Below are 18,360 nucleotides of genomic sequence, written 5' to 3' on the forward strand. Positions count from 1 at the left end.
TCCGCTTCCATATATGTATTCTGAATTCTGACTACTGTCTTCGTTTGTGGTCATATTAATGCCAACATCTGCGCAAAAAACGCAGTTGTTGTGAATAAAGACTCTAAGGCCTAAGCTGATAACTTTAGGCACTTTAGCTCACTTTAGACACTTTAGTCACTCTTTTAAATAGTCCCTGATAAGAACTTCGGCAATCTGAATAGCGTTAAGAGCTGCCCCCTTCCTCAGGTTGTCCGATACTATCCACATATTGATCCCGTTTGCTATTGACTCATCTTCTCTTATTCTTCCCACAAAAGTATCGTCCTTGCCTGTGGCATTTATTGCAAGAGGATACTCAGATTTGCCTGGGTTATCAACAACAACTACTCCCGGTGCTGTTGAAAGTATGTCTCTAACCTCTCCAGGTGTGATTTTTCTTTCAGTTTCAATGTTGACCGATTCTGAATGAGAATAAAAAACAGGGACTCTCACCGTGGTTGCGGTAATGGCTATCGAATCATCTTCCAAAATCTTTTTGGTTTCGTTCACCATCTTCATTTCTTCTTTGGTATAACCATTATCCAGGAAGACGTCTATATGCGGCAGACAGTTAAAAGCAATCCTGTGGGGATATACCTCCACCTTTGGTTCATTAAGACTCAAAAGCGCTTTTGTCTGTTCAGTAAGTTCTTCAATAGCATCTTTACCTGTTCCTGACACAGACTGATAGGTAGACACCACAATTCTCTTTATTTTAACTGCATCGTGAATCGGCTTCAAGGCCACAACCATCTGGATTGTTGAACAATTCGGATTCGCTATGATGCCCTTTGTCTTATACTGCCCGATCGCTTCAGGGTTCACCTCAGGTACAACGAGAGGGACTGCGGGGTCCATTCTGAAGGCACTGGTATTATCTATAACTACACATCCTGCCCCGACAGCAAGAGGTGCAAAACGCTCACTGATACTACCGCCGGCCGAAAAGAGACCTATTTCTATCCCTTCAAAAGAATCTTCATCCAACACCTTTACGGGATAGGATTTCCCTTTAAACTCCAACATCTTTTCCTGGGAGCGTTCCGATGCAAGGAGCGTCAATTCGCCTACCGGAAAATCCCTCTCTTCCAAGATCTTAATCATCTCATTTCCTACAGCACCCGTCGCACCGACAACCGCCACATTGTATTTCCTCATATAATTAACTCCTTACTCATTGACAAGATCGCAAAAAGTCATAAACTGCACCATTTGTCATCCTGAACTTGTTTCAGGATCTCACTTGTTTCAGCATCTAATTATTTCAGTAAGTTAGAGACCCTGAAATAAATTCAGGGTGACAAAAAATGACTTTTCACGGGTGCATCACTTATTAATTCCCAATTCTTGCTTCTGCGCCTCTGTTTTTTCTTTAGAGCTCCTCTTCTTCACAACGTTCGACAGCTTCCACACAGGACCGGAGATGCTATAACCCACGGCAAAGGTAAAAAGCATTATCTGAGGCTCTGCAACAACTATAATCAGAAGAACAACAATTACGAAAAAAGTCATAAAGGGTTTTCGTGAAAAAAGATTCAGGTCTTTGAAACTGTAATATTTTATATTGCTGACCATCAATACGGAAAGTACTATAATACCGATTAATATGGATGGGTGATTAAGCTGCCCTACTCCCCCCAGATAATAGAAAAGGAGTACCCCTGTTGCCACAACTGAAGCAGCGGCCGGTATAGGGAGCCCGTTGAATACCTTGCTCTCTATAATGTCAATCTGAATGTTAAATCTCGCAAGCCTCAGTGCCCCGCAGACAACAAACAGAAACGAGGCGAGCCAACCCCATCTGCCGAAGGGGGAAAGTGACCATGTATACGAAAGGATTGCGGGTGCAACACCAAAAGCAACCAAGTCCGCCAGAGAATCATATTCAGCACCAAACTTGCTCACCGTACGGGTCATCCTGGCTATTCTTCCATCGAGCGCATCAAGAACAGCGGCAACCAGAATCGCAATTGCGGCCCGGGAAAAATCTTCTCTCATCGAAAAGACTATCGCATAAAATCCAAAAAAAAGACTGGCCGTGGTAAAGAGGTTCGGCAGGATATAAATCCCTTTTTTCATGTTATCTTTCTTAATTCTTTTCTTGTTCATGTCAGATATCCAATCGGCGTCTCGCCACCCTTGACCCTGTCTCCCACTTTTACTGAAATGGTTGAATCAAGGGGAAGAAAAACTTCGAGTCTCGACCCAAAACGGATAAGACCGAAACGCTGCCCTTTTGTAACATTCATCCCCTCTTTTATCCGGCAGACAATTCTCCTGGCTATCAGCCCTGCTATTTGAACGACAAGAATTTCCTGCCCATCATCAGTCTTAACAAGTACTGAGTTTTTTTCATTGAGAGACGAAGCTTTATCCAGATTAGCAGAAAAAAACTTGCCCTTTCTGTATAGAATACTCTCCACCCTGCCGGAACAGGGTATCCTGTTTACATGAACATTGAAGACACTCATAAATATGCTTATTTTCTTAAATCTGCCCTTTAATATGGTATCTTCCCTGATTTCTTCTATTCTGATAACTCTTCCATCGGCTGGTGATATAACCTCTTTCCCCCCCTCGGGAATGTTTCTTTTCGGATCACGGAAAAACCAGATGACAAATGAAGAAGCAATAAAGAAGAAAGCTGTCCACCAATACATTCCTACAGCCCCCAGAATAATCGTTGTGATTACAAGGGGCAGGATAAAGATTAACCCTTCACGAGCTATGCGATTACTATAATCCATAATTTTACCAACTTCAGGCCTCACGATATTGTGACAAGATTTTAAAAATCTTATCCTTGCCCCTGAGTTTCGTTTTCTGAATTTCCTTTTTTTCCATCTCCTCTTCTGGTGTGAGATGGAGTCTTCTGTTAAAATCTTCCAGGATAGCTTCAAGCTTTCCATGATCTTCCACAAACTTTTTTAACTCTTCGTCTTGATCAATATACCTTGCTATCAAATCCTCTTCTACTTTTTCCATAAATCACTGCCCTCCCAGCAAAATAGGTTTAGTTTAAGAGCGCTGTACGGGCTTTGAAAATCGGCCCCCTATTTACCTGCAACCCTTTTCATTTCTGCCTCAGAGAGGCGAAGATATTGAGGGATAAAAGTCATTATATCCAGGACATCTCCCTCAATAAATTTATTCATTCCTAAAAGGCCTACCGTAGAAGCCTTTATATATTGAAGGTGTGATAATGCAAAATACGATTTGTCAGGCAAAATTTCCTTGATAAGCCCACAGTAGTTTATTGCGCCATCACCAAGAAATATAACCTCCTCATCAATGCCCTTCAAAAATGTCTCGGGATCAACAATCATTTCTCCCACTATCTTTTCCGGCATGCCTCTTCTTCGGGATCTGTAAAGTGCAGTGTATACCTCTTTTTTTCTGGCATCTAACATGGGACAGATTGTGATCGTCGAGTTAGCAACGTTCAAAGCAAGGGCATCTATAGAGGATACTCCGACAACCGGTTTGTCTGCAGCAAGGGCAAGCCCTTTAACCGTACTTACACCCACACGGAGCCCTGTAAATGAACCGGGGCCTACCGTCAATGCAAATAAATCTACCTCCGCTATCTCTGTCCCCGCAACTGAAAGTATTCTCTCTATTGCGGGCAGAAGCGTTTCCGAGTGATTTATGCCTACATTTATCAGACACTCAGCCAGGACAGAATCACTGTTCAGAAGTGCAACGCTTCCACTTTGTGTAGATGTATCAACCGCTAATGTCAACATACTATTTATGTTAAAATATCACAACGCAAATACTTTTTTCTTTTGGACTTTTTAAGTGTTAAGCGGACCACCGGCACGATAAAAGCCTTTCGCCTGATTTTTTGTTTCTACTGAAAACTGACCGCTGCCTGTCTACTGTCCAAATATCCTCACAATATCATTATAAAAAACAAATATCATCAACATTATCAACAGAGCAAATCCTATCTGCTGTGCCATCTCTCTCCATTTAACATTTACTTCCCTGCCCGATATCAGCTCAATAATGAAGAATAAAAGATGCCCTCCATCAAGAAGGGGAACGGGAAAGAGATTGATTATTCCAAGATTTATACTGAGCAGAGCCATAAAAAATATAAACGGAATTATTCCTTCCTGGGCACGTGCCCCTGCCATCTGTGCAATCAGTATAGGACCACCCAATGTTTTGGCCGAAAGTTTACCCTCAACCATTTTTACAATACTAATCAGTGTAATCTTTGTAATATACCATGTCTGTTCAATTCCGGCCCACAATGCACTGAAAGGATTTAACCGTTCAATTATGGTATGCGAAGAAGCCTTTATTCCTATTTTATATGAATCAACCTTCTCACCAAAAATATTTTCTGATCTTATCAGTTCTGCCTTTAATCTAAAATCTTCTATCTTTCTATTTCTCTCTACTCTTATCTCCAGTTCACGCCCTTCACTATTAACGATAATGCCGGCAAGCTCACCCCAGTCCGAGACATCCTCACCGTTAATGGCTAATATGATGTCTCCCCCTTTGATCCCCGCTTGAAAGGCAGGAGACCCCTTTTGAACATCACCGACTTCCGGGGTGAGAACTGGGACTCCGACCATGTAAACGATGGCGAACACTATTATAGCAAAAAGGAAATTGAAGACAGGTCCCGCCGCAACGATTCCTATCCTCCTCAGTACATGTTGTCTCAGGAAAGATCTTTTTTCATCATCCTCCGACAATTGATCATCTGATGACTCCCCCAGAAGTTTTACATAGCCGCCAAGAGGTATCATTGAAATAATATATTCCGTTTCACCGATCTTTTTCCCGACCAGCTTTGGCCCAAATCCGAGAGAAAACTTTAACACACCAACCCCTGCCCACTTGGCCACGAGAAAATGACCTAACTCATGAACAAAGACTAATATTCCCAGAAGGATGATTACTGATATTATATTTATACTAACCAAGCACCTATTCCTTTAAAGTATTTATTATTTTCGCCGCCTTATCCCGTGCCCACCTGTCTGCTTCTAAAACATCTTCTATGGACGAAATCTCTTTTTTCCGATGCAAGGAGAGGGTCTCTCGTACCACTGTCGGTATATCCACAAACCTTATTTCCTCTGCAATAAATGCCTCAACAGCCACTTCATTTGAGGCATTAAGTACTGCCGGCATTGTCCCTCCCTGTGTTCCGGCAAGATACGCAAGTCTCAGATTGGGAAACTTTTCAAAATCGGGAGGGAGCAATTCCAGTGTTCCCATCTTCAGAAGGTCTAACGGGGGATAGTTCGTTCTCGAAAGCCTTTCCGGATAAGAGAGCGCATAGGATATCGGACCCCTCATATCGGCAACACCTAATTGAGCAATAACAGAACCATCTATAAATTCCACCATGGAATGGATCACGCTTTGAGGATGAATATGTACATCAATTTTATTAATATCAACGTCAAAAAGCCATCTTGCTTCGATAACTTCAAGTCCCTTATTCATCATCGACGCAGAATCTATGGTAATCTTTTTCCCCATCTCCCATCGGGGATGTTTCAGTGCATCGGCAGGTTTGACTTTCAAAAGCTCCTCCCCGGACACGTTAAGAAAAGGTCCCCCGGATGCCGTAAGAATAATTCTTTTTATATCCTCCTGCCTGCTACCTGCCAGGCATTGAAAAATGGCATTGTGCTCACTGTCAACAGGCAATATTGCAACTCCCTTCGATGCGGCCTCTTCAACAACGAGACTCCCAGCCATAACCATGGTTTCTTTATTGGCAAGAGCTATATTTTTCCCCGCATAAATCGCCTCCATAGTTGGAAGAAGCCCTGCTGCTCCAACTATAGCTGAAACCACCATGTCAGCCTCTTTTACAGAAGCAATTTCCCTGTATCCATCAACCCCGCAAAGAACCTTTATCCTGGAAGGAAAGTCAAGCATTTCCTTGAGCAGGCAAGCATAATTATCGTCTATAACCGAAACTACTTTGGGTCTGAATTTTTCAATTTGTTTTTTTAAAAGGGTGATATTGCTGCCGGCTGAGAGGGCTACAACTTTAAATATGGAAGGGTTGCTGCCTATTACATCAAGTGTGTTTACACCAATGGAACCTGTTGACCCAAGAATCGATATATTTTTCATTTGATTACGAACATATTATAATAATAAACAAAAGGAACAATAAAGAGAAGACTGTCCAGCCGATCCAATATTCCACCATGTCCCGGCAGTAAAAACCCTGAATCCTTCACACCTGAGGCCCTCTTAATTGTAGATTCACACAGATCCCCCAACTGTCCCAGGACACTCCCGACAAGACCCAGCAATATCGCGTGAACAAGAGAAAGTGCAGGGAAAAACAAAAACTTAAATATAACACATCCTGCGATACTTCCGCCTAACAGCCCTATCGTTCCTTCAACTGTCTTTCCCGAGCTTACATCCGGCAACAATTTCCTTTTACCAATAGATTTTCCCACGTAAAAAGCCGATATATCACCGGAAAATGCGAGAACTAAAGTAAAAAATATCCATACTGTCCCCTCTTCCAAACCCCGCATGAGTATTAGATACGACATCATCAGCGGGATGTATATAAAACCGAATACAACCTTACCAGGAGCGGCTATGCTTATTGAACCACCTTTAAACCTTAAGAGAAAAAGAAGGAATATTATAATTAAGGAGAATGTTACTACGGCAAGCTCAAGGTGAATGCCTCCAAGATATGCTGCAAGGGGTATCAACACACCTATCACCAAACCTTCCCCCTTTTCCCAATATAACCCCTCCGCAAAAACCATGTTGTTGTACTCTGTTACAGCTCCCAGTACAAGCAATACAACAAGTGCCGTAAATGCCATCTCTGAACCGTAAATTAGAACGGCAAATATGGTAGGCAGTGCTATAATTCCTGTAATCCATCGCTTGATATGAGAATTCATAACATTCAATTGCTGACGGTTAAATCATTACAATAGTTGTTCGCTCGTCTTACCGAATCTTCTCTCCCTCTCCTGGTAGTCTGCAATGGCTTCAATGAGATTTTCTCTGCGAAAATCCGGCCATAGAACATCCGTAAAATAAAATTCTGTATAAGCCATCTGCCATAGGAGGAAATTGCTTAATCTATATTCTTCACCTGTTCTGATAAGCAAATCCGGCTCCGGCATACCAGCGGTATACAGGTAGCCTGAAAATACATCCTTGCTAATGTCCATATCTGTTATATTACCGGCCTTGCTATCTTTTAATATCTTCTTCACCGCCTCAACAATTTCATCTCGGCCACCGTAACTCAGGGCCAAATTGAGTATCATACCCTTATTGTTGGAGGTTTTTTCAATGGTTTCCCGAAGAATTTTCTTTACCGTCTTGGGAAGCATCTCAGTATTACCTATGGTCATCAATTTTATGTCATTTTCAAGCATCTTCTGAAGTTCTGAACGGAGGAATTTTTCAAGCAAGTTCATTAACGCCCGCACCTCTACGGCGGGGCGAAGCCAGTTCTCGGTGGAAAAGGCATAAAGGGTAAGATAACCTATACCTATTTCCCGGCAGGCCTCTACGATATCCCTCACCGAATCGGCACCTTTCCTGTGCCCGTCCATTCTTGACTTGGAATTTATTTTAGCCCACCTCCCATTACCATCCATAATGATGGCTATATGTTGAGGAAGGTTGGTATTGTCAATTCTCTTCATGTTCATCTTTGCATGAAAATAGAGGATTCAGAAGTCAGGAGCCAGTAGTCAGAATAAAGAGATTGCAAACAACTCCCGTAAAATACAAAGACATACCGAGGCATTATGCCAATAACCACTTATTTAACGGTGTGAAACCACTTTGGTTGTCTTCCAAATACTGAATACTGAATTCTCTTTTCATGTTTCATTCTGACCAAAAGTATATGAAATCGGTAGGACTTATGACAAAACTACAGGAGGAACTTTTTTATATTTCCATGATTTCCTTCTCTTTGGCAGCAACAATGGTGTCTATCTTCTTCATATATTTATCGGTAACTTTCTGTACTTCATCCTGATATGTGTACAAATCGTCTTCTGATATTTCGCTGTCTTTTTGCAGAGTCTTGAATTGATTGTTTGTATCCCTCCTTGCATTTCTCAACCTTATCCTGCTCTCCTCACCCATCTTTTTTACAGCTTTTACAATCTCTTTCCTGCTCTCTTCCGTAAGGGGAGGTATGGCTATACGTACCACATTCCCGTCATTGCCCGGCATCAATCCAAGATCAGATTTTTGTATAGCTTTCTCAATATATCCTATCGCATTTTTATCCCAGGGAGAAATCAATATAAGACGGCTTTCAGGAGTGGAAAGTGTGGCCACCTGATTTATCGGTGTAGGTGTCCCATAGTAATCAACCTTGATTCCATCAAGAAGAGAAAGAGAAGCCCTTCCGGTTCTCACTTTGTTCAAGGATCTTTCAAAAGACCTTATGCCTTCTTCCATATTATCCCTTAACTCATCCAAAATCAGATCCTTCATTTCTCAACCCTCCACTACTGTTCCTATTGACCGTCCGACAACTACATTCTTGATATTTCCTTTTTCTCCAAGATTAAATACCACAATAGGAAGATCGTTGTCCCTGCAAAGCGTTATAGCGGTCGAATCCATCACCTTAAGGTTTCTGTTCAGGACTTCCAAGTAGGTTATTTTACTAAACATCTTTGCGTTGTCAAATACAACGGGATCCTTATCATATACCCCGTCCACTTTGGTAGCCTTCAGGATAACATCGGCCTGTATTTCCATGGCCCGCAACGATGCCGCGGTATCCGTCGTAAAATAAGGGTTTCCTGTGCCGGCGGCAAATATTACCACCCTGCCCTTCTCTAAATGCCGCAACGCCTTCCTTTTTATATACGGTTCTGCAACTTCTTTCATCTCAATGGCGGATTGAACCCTTGTTTCAACTCCGATATTTTCAAGGGCGCTCTGCAAAGCAAGACTATTTATTACCGTAGCAATCATACCCATATAGTCTGCAGACGTCCTGTCTATACCCATGGCATCCGCTTCCACTCCACGAAATATGTTTCCTCCGCCAACAACAACGCCTAACTGAACACCCAAGTTTACAACTTCTTTGATTTCTTCTGCAATAAACCTGACGACATCGGGACTAATCCCGAAGGAACCCTGACCTACGAGAGCTTCCCCGCTCAATTTCAGAAGAACCCTTTTATAAACTGGTTTATCCACTTAACTCCTAAAGCGGCAAAGCCGCAACCCCAAAAGTGCCTAAAGTTTGAAGTGCCTAAAGTGAGCTAAAGTTAATGTACACGCCTTCGGCGCGGTCAAATTCGAAACAGGATGCACTGAAAGCGCATTTTTCAACTTTGATGCACTCGTGAAAAGTCTTTTCATAGCGAATCTAAGCATTTTGGGGAAAAGATGGTGGCAGTGTCTGGCGTTAAAAAATCTAATTGTTTGAGTGTATTAGCACGAGTTTTTAGATTTTTAGCCAGGCAATGTCAGCATCCCCAAAATGGTTCTGAGCGAAGAAAACTGACTTTTTACGAACGTGTCAACTTTAGGCACTTTAGTTCACTTTACACTCTTAACTAAATCTTGCTGCTTGAACTGGTACCAACATCTGCGCAAAAAACGCAGTTGTTGAGAATAAAGACTCTGATAGCTGAATGCTTGCTATACTTCCTCACCCAGCTGGAATCTGGTAAATCTTTTTACTATAATATTTTCACCGGTCTTGGCAATCATATTCTTAACAAGTGCTCCCACGCTAACATCAGTATCTTTGACAAACTTCTGTTCTAAAAGACACACGTCCTCGTAGTACTTTTTAAGCTTACCTTCGATTATTCTATCAATTATTTTTTCCGGTTTCCCTTCAGCTAACGCCTGACTTTTATAAATCTCTTTTTCTTTTTCCAATATATTTTCAGGTATATTCTCCGGGTTTAAATAAAGAGGATTTGCAGCCGCAACATGCATAGCGATATCTTTTGCAAGTATCTGGAAAGCCTCCGTCTTGGCAACAAAGTCCGTCTCGCAATTAATCTCGACCATTACGCCTATCCTCCCTCTCATATGAATATAAGAGGTAACAACTCCATCCTTGGTCACCTTTGAAGACCTCTTAGCAGCTGCTGACATACCTTTTTTCCTTAAATATTCAATTGCCTTTTCAAAGTCACCATCACATTCAGTCAACGCTTTCTTGCAATCCATCATGCCCGTGCCGGTTTTTACCCTCAATTCCTTTACCATAGATGCTGAGATACCCAATTTTACTCCTCCTCCCCAGTTTTCTCACTTAAAGTCTCATCAATATCAGTTGCAGTAGGCTCTTCTATATCAAGGCCTTCATCTTTAGTTTCAATACTCTCCGGAACATCTAACTCAAGACCATATTCCTCTTTAACCTCTTCCGTCAATTCCTTGTCACTTTCCGCCTGCAAACGCTCCTCAAACTTTTTCTTGCCTTCAATTACAGCATCTGCGATCTTTGAAGAAAATAATTTTATAGCCCTTATTGCGTCATCGTTCCCTGGAATAATATAATCTATCTCGTTCGGATCGCAATTTGTATCAACTATGGCTACTATAGGAATCTTTAATTTTCTTGCCTCATTTACCGCAATATGTTCTTTCTTGGGATCAACAATAAAAACTCCTTTAGGCGGTCCTTCCATATTTCTTACACTGCCCAGAACTTTTTCAAGCTTATCCCGTTCTTTTTGAAGTTTCAGCACCTCTTTCTTAAGAAAAGTGTTTAAACTTTCATCCTCAAACATCCTGTCCAGAGTATTTAATCTGTCAACACTCTTCTTAATGGTATTAAAGTTGGTGAGCATTCCTCCCAGCCACCTCTGGTTGACATACGGCATACCGCATCTTTCCGCTTCTTCCCTGATCGATTCCTGACCTTGTCTCTTCGTACCGACAAATAGAATTTCTCCACCTTCAGCCACCAGATCAACGACAAAGCGATAAGCAATCTTAAACATTTCTACAGTCTGTTGAAGATCGATGATGTAAATACCGTTCCTTGCCCCAAATATGTAGGGCTTCATTTTAGGGTTCCACTTATTTGTCTGATGACCAAAATGAACCCCCGACTCAAGCAACTGCTTCATTGAAACATATCCCATAATATAACAACTCCTTTTAATTGTTTTTTCGAGACCTTTCTCAAAAGTCTCTTCTCCTCCACCCCCATCCTCTTGCCCGAGAACTTTTTAAAAAGCAACACTCAAACAATCAGAGGGTGTGTGTAATACGTTGGTGGCAGATAACATAAACATTATATATTATCAAGGGAAAAAGCCACCGACATCAGTTTGAAGTTTTAAGTTTAAAGTTTCAGCTTACTGTAACGACATGCCATTTATACTTTTCAAAATCGTCAACTTTAAACCTTAAACTTTGAACTTTGAACTTGAAACTGATTTTACGTTCGATAGTGCGCATTGATCTTAACATAATCATACGAAAGGTCAGTTGTATATATACGAACGGAATTACTGCCCATGCCCAGTTTTACGACTATCCTGATATGATCATCCCCCATTATTTTTATCAGCCTCTTTTCACCGACCCCTGCCCCCTTCCCACCAGCGAAGACAGGAACCCCTCCAATACTTAGTTCCATTTTACCGGTTGGCAGCTCTACACCGGATGCACCTATGGCGGATACAATTCTTCCCCAGTTGGGATCCTCCCCGAAAAATGCCGTCTTCACCAGATTAGACCTGGCAATACCATATGCAATTTTCTTCGCATCTTGAAGTGTTTTTGCACCGTCAACCACAATTTCGATCAATTTTGTTGCCCCTTCACCATCCCTGACGACAGACTTTGATAAACCAACCATTAAATCAAAAAGCATTTCTTTAAAGATCGTCAGATTCTTTGACGGCCCGGCAATCTGTTTGTTCCCGGCAACACCATTGGCTAATATTATGGCTGTATCATTTGTGCTCATGCATCCATCAACCGTAATAGAATTGAAACTGCAATTTACCGCCTGCTTGAAAAGAGACTTAAGACAACGCTTACTTATATTTGCATCCGTCATTATAAATGAAAGCGTGGTGGCCATATTGGGTTCTATCATTCCAGCCCCTTTGGCTATTCCGCAGATGGTAACTTCTTTTGAATCGATCTGCCCCTTACGATATTCAATCTTGGGAAACGTATCGGTTGTCATAATTGCTTCCTCGGCGCTTAAAATTCTCTCAGGACTCAATCCTTCAACCAGTCTGTCAACCCCATCTTTAATTTTCTTTATCGGAAGATTCTGACCAATAATACCCGTAGAAGCAACTAAAACCAGATCATCCTTTATATTCAATTTCCCGGAAACAGCTTCCGACATTGCAAGAGCGTCTTTATATCCCCTGTCTCCTGTGGCAGCATTCGCATTGCCGCTGTTAGCAACAATAGCCTGAGCAACCCCCTTTTTTATCCTTTCCATATCAAGAATAACCGGTGCTGCCTTAAAGAGATTTTTAGTAAACACCCCTGCTGCCACCGCCGGAACCTCGGAAAAGATCAAGGAAAGGTCTTTCCCGCCATCGGCTTTGATCCCAACGTCAATCCCATTCGCAAGAAATCCGGGAACTATCAAGTCCTTCTTATCCAGAACCATAAAACCCCCTAAGGCGGCAAAGCCGCAACCCCAAAAGTGCCTAAAGTTTGAAGTGCCTAAAGTTTGAAGTGCCTAAAGTGAGCTAAAGTTAATGTACACGCCTTCGGCGCGGTCAAATTCGAAACAGGCTACGCTGAAAGCGCATTTTTTAACTTTAGGCACTTTAGCTCACTTTACACTCTTAACTAAATCTTGATGGTCTCGTAAAAAGTCATAAACTGCACCATTTGTCATGCTGAACTTGTTTCAGCATCTAATTATCTCAGTAAGTTAGAGACCCTGAAATAAATTCAGGGTGACAAAAAAAGACTTTTTACGAGCACATCAAATCTTGCTGCTTGAACTGGTACCAATATCTACGCAAAAAACACAGTTGTCGAGAATAAAGATTCTCACTTTCCACAACATTTCTTATACTTCTTTCCGCTGCCGCAGGGGCAGGGAGAGTTTCTTCCGATCTTTTCACTTTCTCTTTTTACGGTCTTTGATACACCTGCATCATCCCCATGACTTAAGACATACTTATCGGTTGACGGCGCATGTATCCGTTTTATTTCTTCTTCCTTCTGAATCTGAACCATACACAATTTCTCAAGGGTATCTTCCTTAATCCGGTAGACCATATTGCTAAACATGTCATACCCTTCTATCTGATATTCTCTTTTGGGATCTTTCTGTCCGTATCCTCTCAAGCCGATACCCTCTTTGAGGTGATCCATACCCAGCAAGTGATCCTTCCAGTGCGTATCCACCGACTGGAGCATTATAACCTTCATAAGATAATCCATAATCGACTCGCCGAAGTCTTTTTCCTTGTCACGAAGCAGATCCCTGGCCCCTGAAATTATCTTTTCCTCAACGGTTTCCCTATTAATATCATCACGATTTGACTCGCTGAAGTTAAATTTTAAAGAAAATTGTTTGTAAATCCTGTCATCAAGACCCTTGAGGTTCCATTCTTCGGGGTGAAGTTTTTCATCAATATACTCATCCAGGATATTGCCAACAACTTCTTCCAGCATATTATCAATATTTGACCACAGCTCCTCACCCTTCAGGATATTCTTACGCTGATCATATATGACTTCCCTCTGTCTGTTCATCACATCATCATATTCAAGGAGGTGCTTTCGGATATCAAAATTCTGTCCTTCAACCTTTTTCTGTGCATTTTCAATCGCTTTTGAAATAAGATTATGCTCAATCGGCTGCCCCTCTTCAATGCCAATTTTGTCCATCACGGATGAAATTCTCTCGGCGCCGAATATGCGGAGAAGATCGTCCTCCAGGGAAAGATAAAATCGTGACGATCCTCCATCACCCTGCCTCCCCGATCGCCCCCTGAGCTGGTTATCGATCCGTCGACTTTCATGCCTCTCCGTCCCCAGTATGTGAAGTCCACCGAGCGCAGCAATTCCCTCCCCCAATTTTATATCGGTTCCTCTTCCAGCCATGCTGGTAGATATAGTCACAGCCACAGGTTGACCGGCCTGAGCAACTATTTCGGCTTCTTTTTCATGATTTTTTGCATTGAGTACGTGGTGTTTTACGCCTGCTCTCGTCAAGTACTTACCCAGAAGCTCGGACTTTTCAATAGATATCGTCCCGACCAAGACCGGTCTGCCAATCCTGTTTAACTCCTTTATCTCTTCTATAACGGCATCGAACTTTTCCTTTTCCGTTTTATAGATAACATCTGCATGGTCAATCCTTATCATAGGCATATTGGTAGGAGTAACAATAACATCCAGATTATATATCTCCTTGAACTCAGCAGCCTCAGTATCCGCAGTACCGGTCATACCGGCCAGTTTTTCGTATATCCTGAAGTAATTCTGAAAGGTAATCGATGCGAGCGTCTGGTTTTCACCCTCTATCTTTACCCTTTCCTTCGCTTCCAGTGCCTGGTGGAGGCCGTCACTGTATCTTCTCCCCGGCATGACTCTGCCAGTAAATTCATCAACGATGAGGACCTCCCCATCCCTCACCAGGTAGTCGACATCTTTTTTAAAGAGGGTATGGGCTTTCAGCGCCTGGTTAACATGGTGGAGTATCTCAATGTTTTTCGGTTCAAAGAGATTCTGAACTTTGAGATACTTCTCGGCATTTGCCACTCCATCCTCGGTCAGGACAACCGTTCTGCTCTTTTCATCTATGGTGTAATCCCGTTCCTTTTTAAGCCTGGGAATCATCTGGTTAATCCTGTAATACAGGTCGGTAGAATCCTCCGAGGGGCCGGATATTATAAGTGGTGTCCTTGCTTCATCAACTAATATACTGTCCACCTCATCAACAATTGCGTAATGAAACTCTCTCTGCACATAATTTTCGAGATTGAACTTCATGTTATCCCTAAGATAGTCGAAGCCGAACTCATTATTCGTACCATAAGTGATATCCGAATTGTATGCGGCTCGCCTTTCATCATCATCCATGCCATGGATAATCACCCCCACCGAAAGACCGAGAAGTTTATAGACAGGCCCCATCCATTCGGCATCTCTCCTGGCCAAGTAATCGTTAACCGTAATAAGATGGACACCACGGCCTGTTAGAGCATTCAGATATACGGGCATAGTTGCAGCCAAAGTCTTTCCTTCTCCGGTTTTCATCTCTGCAATCTTTCCCTCATGCAGGACAAGTCCACCGATTACCTGAACGTCAAAGGGTCTCATCATCAACGTTCTTCTCGCTGCCTCTCTGACAACGGCAAAGGCCTCTACCAAAATATCATCAAGCCCCGCTCCCCTTTCAAGGTTCTCCTTAAAGTATCCGGTTTGGGCTTGAAGTTCGGAATCGCTAAGAGCTTTCATAGAAGGTTCAAGGTCATTTATACACTCAAGAATCAAAGATAACCTCTTCAATTCCCTGTCGTTCTTACTCCCAACGACCTTTTTCAATATTGAACTTAGCATAAGTATCCTTCTTCAAAAAAAACCCGGCAATAAAATACCGGGATTATAAAAATAGGATCCAGGAATCAGGAGTCAGAATAAACCTAATCATTTTTAATTACATAATTCCTAATTTCTTCTGAATTCTGACTCCTGTCTTCTCTCTTTTTATATTGGTTAAAATAGATACCTCCCGGGATTTACAGGAACACCATTAAGAAAAACGCTATAATGAAGATGCGGACCCGTGCTTCGCCCGGAGTTACCGATATAACCTATAACATCGCCCCTCTTAACTCTTTTCCCTTTTTTGACAGCAACTTTCATGAGATGACCATAGTAGGTAGTTATCCCATTCCTGTGATTTATTTTTACCGTATTTCCCATACCAGGTTCTCTATACGCATCCACCACAATACCGTCAGCCGGCGCTACTACCTCTTTTCCCACTTTCGCCGCAATGTCTATCCCTCTATGAAACTCTCTCTTTCCGGTAAACGCAGAAATTCTATACCCGAACTCCGAAGTCACCCAACCCATAACCGGCCAGATAGATGGGGTAGAAGCAAGTATGGATTTCTGTTTCTCCAAAAATTCTAATAATTCTTTAAAACTCTTTTCCCGGGATGTGGCATCTTCCAGAAGTTTGTCGATGTTCTTGCGAATATTTCCGATAAGAATCTCCTGAGATCCTGTATTGTTTTCCTCAGGTATCGGTCCACCCACTCCAAGGATCTGATCATTATCAGTACCTCTCTCAAGATTGGTCATAATCCTTATTTTCTTATCAAATCGCTGGAGATCCGCCATTTTCCTGTCAAATTCGTCGATCTTGCCGACCAATAAATCGATCTGTTCCCTCTGAACCATAGTCAACCGCTTCAAACCGGCAAGTTCACCTTCTTTTCTTTTGATCATGATATAATCGTATGAAAAATATGCGGCAGAGAGAAAAACAGCAATAACTAAAAAGGAGATAAATTTGACAAAAAAGCCTGAGATATTTACTTTCTTAACCGAACTTTTCTTCCGGGGTATAATAAGGAGGGTATAATCATTTTCTGCCATTTCAGCTCCTTTAAATAAAGGTAGACAAAATAATTGATTAAAATTAACATAAAAATCCCAAAAGTCAAGTACAGATTGCAACCCTGATTCACCATCAAAATCGGAGAACCCTTGAGAAACATAGGTTTATAATGTTTTATTTGTAGTACTCAGGTGCAAGCAAAATTACTGCAAGACCTTATTACTAAAGGAATTCGTAAAATTAGGCGGTGGATTTTGGGCAAGCTCGATTATGTAAAATTTTTTAGTATAGTGAATTTGTATCATGAAGAGAAACTTTCTTTTAATTAATCCCTGGATATACGACTTTGCCGCTTATGATTTCTGGATAAAACCGCTCGGTCTTCTCTACATAGCCGGTTTACTGAGAAAAAACGGACATGACGTCCATCTCATCGACTGTCTGAATCCGGCACATCCGGAAATGAAGCATGAGGCCCATATCAAACCACCGAAGAGAAAACCCTGTGGCAATGGCAAGTACCCAAAGGAAAGCATCCCGAGGCCTGAACCGCTTACAGACATACCAAAAAGGTATAACAGATACGGCATAACCCCTCAAATTTTCATAAAAGAACTTCTCAAAACAAGAAGGCCCGACCTGATATTTATCACCTCTATGATGACTTACTGGTATCCCGGAGTTTTTGAGGCAATACATATCATACGTGAAACCCTTCCAGGCATACCGATAGTTCTGGGGGGAAACTATGTTACTCTCTGTCCGTCACATGCATCTGAAAATTCGGGCGCAGACTTTACAGTAACCGGCGAAGGCGAAAGGAGTATTCCCGCTCTCTTGAAGGATATTTTCGGTGACGATCCCCAGTTCACTGTAGATGTAAATGACCTCGATTCCTACCCCTACCCCGCCTTTGATCTTATGCCGGATAAAAACCAGGTCCCCATTCTTACCTCAAAGGGATGCCCTTACAGGTGCACCTACTGTGCGTCCCATATTCTGAACAGCGGCTTCAGGAAAAGAGATCCAATCAAGGTTGTCGACGAAATAGAGCACTGGAATAAACACTATGGCATCACAAACTTCTCTTTTTATGATGACGCACTTCTTGTCGGTTCTGATGAAAGAGCCATCACTATGTTAAAAGAGATAGCAAAGAGGAAGTTAATGTGCAGTTTTCATTGTCCCAATGGTCTCCACCTTAGAGAAATTACTGAGGAAATTAGCAATCTGATGTTCCGTACAGGATTTAAAACGATCCGTTTTGGTCTTGAGACTTCAAGTGTAAAAAGGCAGATGGAGACGGGTGGAAAGATCACCAATGAAGAATTGAGGAATGCAGTAATTCACCTCAAAAGAGCGGGTTATCGGTTCAGTGACATCGGAATATATGTTCTCTGCGGATTACCGGGGCAGACCGCTTCCGAAGTACGTGAAAGTATCAACCTTGTCAAATCATGCGGGGCAAGGCCGATTATAGCGGAATTTTCTCCTATCCCTGGAATTCTTATCTGGGAAGAATCGGTGAAGGAATCGCCTTACAATATCAGTGAAGAACCCCTTTACCATAACAATTCCATTCTCCCATGTCAGGGGGAAAAATTAACTTATGAAATGTACAGGGAATTGAAGGTACTCGCCAGGACTTCTCCGAAAAAAGAGGGGTCAGCCCTTGACATTGGACAAAGATAGAAATCATAGATTGTCTTAACCCTCAGCGGGCAATTTGTCCAATGTCAAGGGCTGACCCCAAACTCCCCCAAACTCCCGGTAGCCTATTTCTCTGGGGCGAAATC

Annotated in this window: 17 protein-coding genes; 1 reads left to right on the forward strand and 16 read right to left on the reverse strand. The window is 42.1% G+C overall.

Annotated features, from left to right (window positions below; translation table 11 throughout):
* Positions 1–156: 156 nt before the first annotated feature.
* From Q7J27_09880 to Q7J27_09955, 16 genes are all read right to left on the reverse strand, one after another.
* Entirely contained in the window at positions 157–1,179 is a 1,023-nt protein-coding gene (locus tag Q7J27_09880; protein ID MDO9529456.1) for an aspartate-semialdehyde dehydrogenase, read from the reverse strand.
* Positions 1,180–1,347: 168 nt separating this feature from the next.
* Positions 1,348–2,130, reverse strand: a complete 783-nt coding sequence (pssA, locus tag Q7J27_09885) for a CDP-diacylglycerol--serine O-phosphatidyltransferase (protein ID MDO9529457.1) — start codon at positions 2,128–2,130, stop codon at positions 1,348–1,350.
* The gene (locus Q7J27_09890; protein ID MDO9529458.1) at positions 2,127–2,768 is read right to left on the reverse strand and encodes a phosphatidylserine decarboxylase family protein; all 642 of its coding nucleotides are present in this window, start codon (positions 2,766–2,768) and stop codon (positions 2,127–2,129) included. Before Q7J27_09890 ends, pssA begins: the two co-directional genes overlap by 4 nt.
* A gap of 13 nt (positions 2,769–2,781) precedes the next feature.
* Positions 2,782–3,006: a hypothetical protein gene (locus Q7J27_09895; protein ID MDO9529459.1), complete on the reverse strand. Its 225-nt coding sequence runs from the start codon at positions 3,004–3,006 to the stop codon at positions 2,782–2,784.
* Between the two features lie 68 nt (positions 3,007–3,074).
* The gene (gene tsaB, locus Q7J27_09900; GenBank protein MDO9529460.1) at positions 3,075–3,767 is read right to left on the reverse strand and encodes a tRNA (adenosine(37)-N6)-threonylcarbamoyltransferase complex dimerization subunit type 1 TsaB; all 693 of its coding nucleotides are present in this window, start codon (positions 3,765–3,767) and stop codon (positions 3,075–3,077) included.
* Between the two features lie 132 nt (positions 3,768–3,899).
* The gene (gene rseP, locus Q7J27_09905; protein MDO9529461.1) at positions 3,900–4,967 is read right to left on the reverse strand and encodes an RIP metalloprotease RseP; all 1,068 of its coding nucleotides are present in this window, start codon (positions 4,965–4,967) and stop codon (positions 3,900–3,902) included.
* Between the two features lie 4 nt (positions 4,968–4,971).
* Positions 4,972–6,138 (reverse strand): 1-deoxy-D-xylulose-5-phosphate reductoisomerase, encoded by a 1,167-nt coding sequence (locus Q7J27_09910; protein MDO9529462.1) that lies wholly within the window; start codon positions 6,136–6,138, stop codon positions 4,972–4,974.
* Positions 6,135–6,941, reverse strand: coding sequence for a phosphatidate cytidylyltransferase (locus Q7J27_09915; protein MDO9529463.1), 807 nt, complete (start codon positions 6,939–6,941; stop codon positions 6,135–6,137). Before Q7J27_09915 ends, Q7J27_09910 begins: the two co-directional genes overlap by 4 nt.
* Positions 6,942–6,968: 27 nt before the next feature.
* Complete coding sequence (locus Q7J27_09920) at positions 6,969–7,700, reverse strand: isoprenyl transferase (GenBank protein ID MDO9529464.1); 732 nt, start codon at positions 7,698–7,700, stop codon at positions 6,969–6,971.
* 250 nt (positions 7,701–7,950) lie between these two features.
* Positions 7,951–8,508: a ribosome recycling factor gene (gene frr, locus Q7J27_09925; protein MDO9529465.1), complete on the reverse strand. Its 558-nt coding sequence runs from the start codon at positions 8,506–8,508 to the stop codon at positions 7,951–7,953.
* A 3-nt stretch (positions 8,509–8,511) separates the two neighbouring features.
* On the reverse strand, positions 8,512–9,228 hold the full coding sequence (pyrH, locus tag Q7J27_09930) for a UMP kinase (GenBank protein MDO9529466.1): 717 nt from the start codon (positions 9,226–9,228) through the stop codon (positions 8,512–8,514).
* 447 nt (positions 9,229–9,675) lie between these two features.
* Entirely contained in the window at positions 9,676–10,275 is a 600-nt protein-coding gene (gene tsf / locus Q7J27_09935; GenBank protein MDO9529467.1) for a translation elongation factor Ts, read from the reverse strand.
* A gap of 2 nt (positions 10,276–10,277) precedes the next feature.
* Positions 10,278–11,141 (reverse strand): 30S ribosomal protein S2, encoded by an 864-nt coding sequence (gene rpsB, locus Q7J27_09940; protein MDO9529468.1) that lies wholly within the window; start codon positions 11,139–11,141, stop codon positions 10,278–10,280.
* A gap of 299 nt (positions 11,142–11,440) precedes the next feature.
* Positions 11,441–12,640, reverse strand: coding sequence for a bifunctional glutamate N-acetyltransferase/amino-acid acetyltransferase ArgJ (argJ, locus tag Q7J27_09945; protein ID MDO9529469.1), 1,200 nt, complete (start codon positions 12,638–12,640; stop codon positions 11,441–11,443).
* Between the two features lie 392 nt (positions 12,641–13,032).
* Positions 13,033–15,555, reverse strand: a complete 2,523-nt coding sequence (gene secA / locus Q7J27_09950; GenBank protein ID MDO9529470.1) for a preprotein translocase subunit SecA — start codon at positions 15,553–15,555, stop codon at positions 13,033–13,035.
* Positions 15,556–15,711: 156 nt separating this feature from the next.
* The gene (locus Q7J27_09955; protein ID MDO9529471.1) at positions 15,712–16,602 is read right to left on the reverse strand and encodes a M23 family metallopeptidase; all 891 of its coding nucleotides are present in this window, start codon (positions 16,600–16,602) and stop codon (positions 15,712–15,714) included.
* A gap of 265 nt (positions 16,603–16,867) precedes the next feature.
* Here Q7J27_09955 and Q7J27_09960 point away from each other — a divergent pair, with 265 nt between their 5' ends.
* Positions 16,868–18,256 carry a radical SAM protein gene (locus Q7J27_09960; protein ID MDO9529472.1) on the forward strand — a complete coding sequence of 463 codons (1,389 nt, stop codon included), beginning with the start codon at positions 16,868–16,870 and terminating at the stop codon, positions 18,254–18,256.
* Positions 18,257–18,360 lie beyond the last annotated feature (104 nt).

The organism is Syntrophales bacterium (assembly GCA_030655775.1).
GTDB lineage: Bacteria > Desulfobacterota > Syntrophia > Syntrophales > JADFWA01 > JAUSPI01.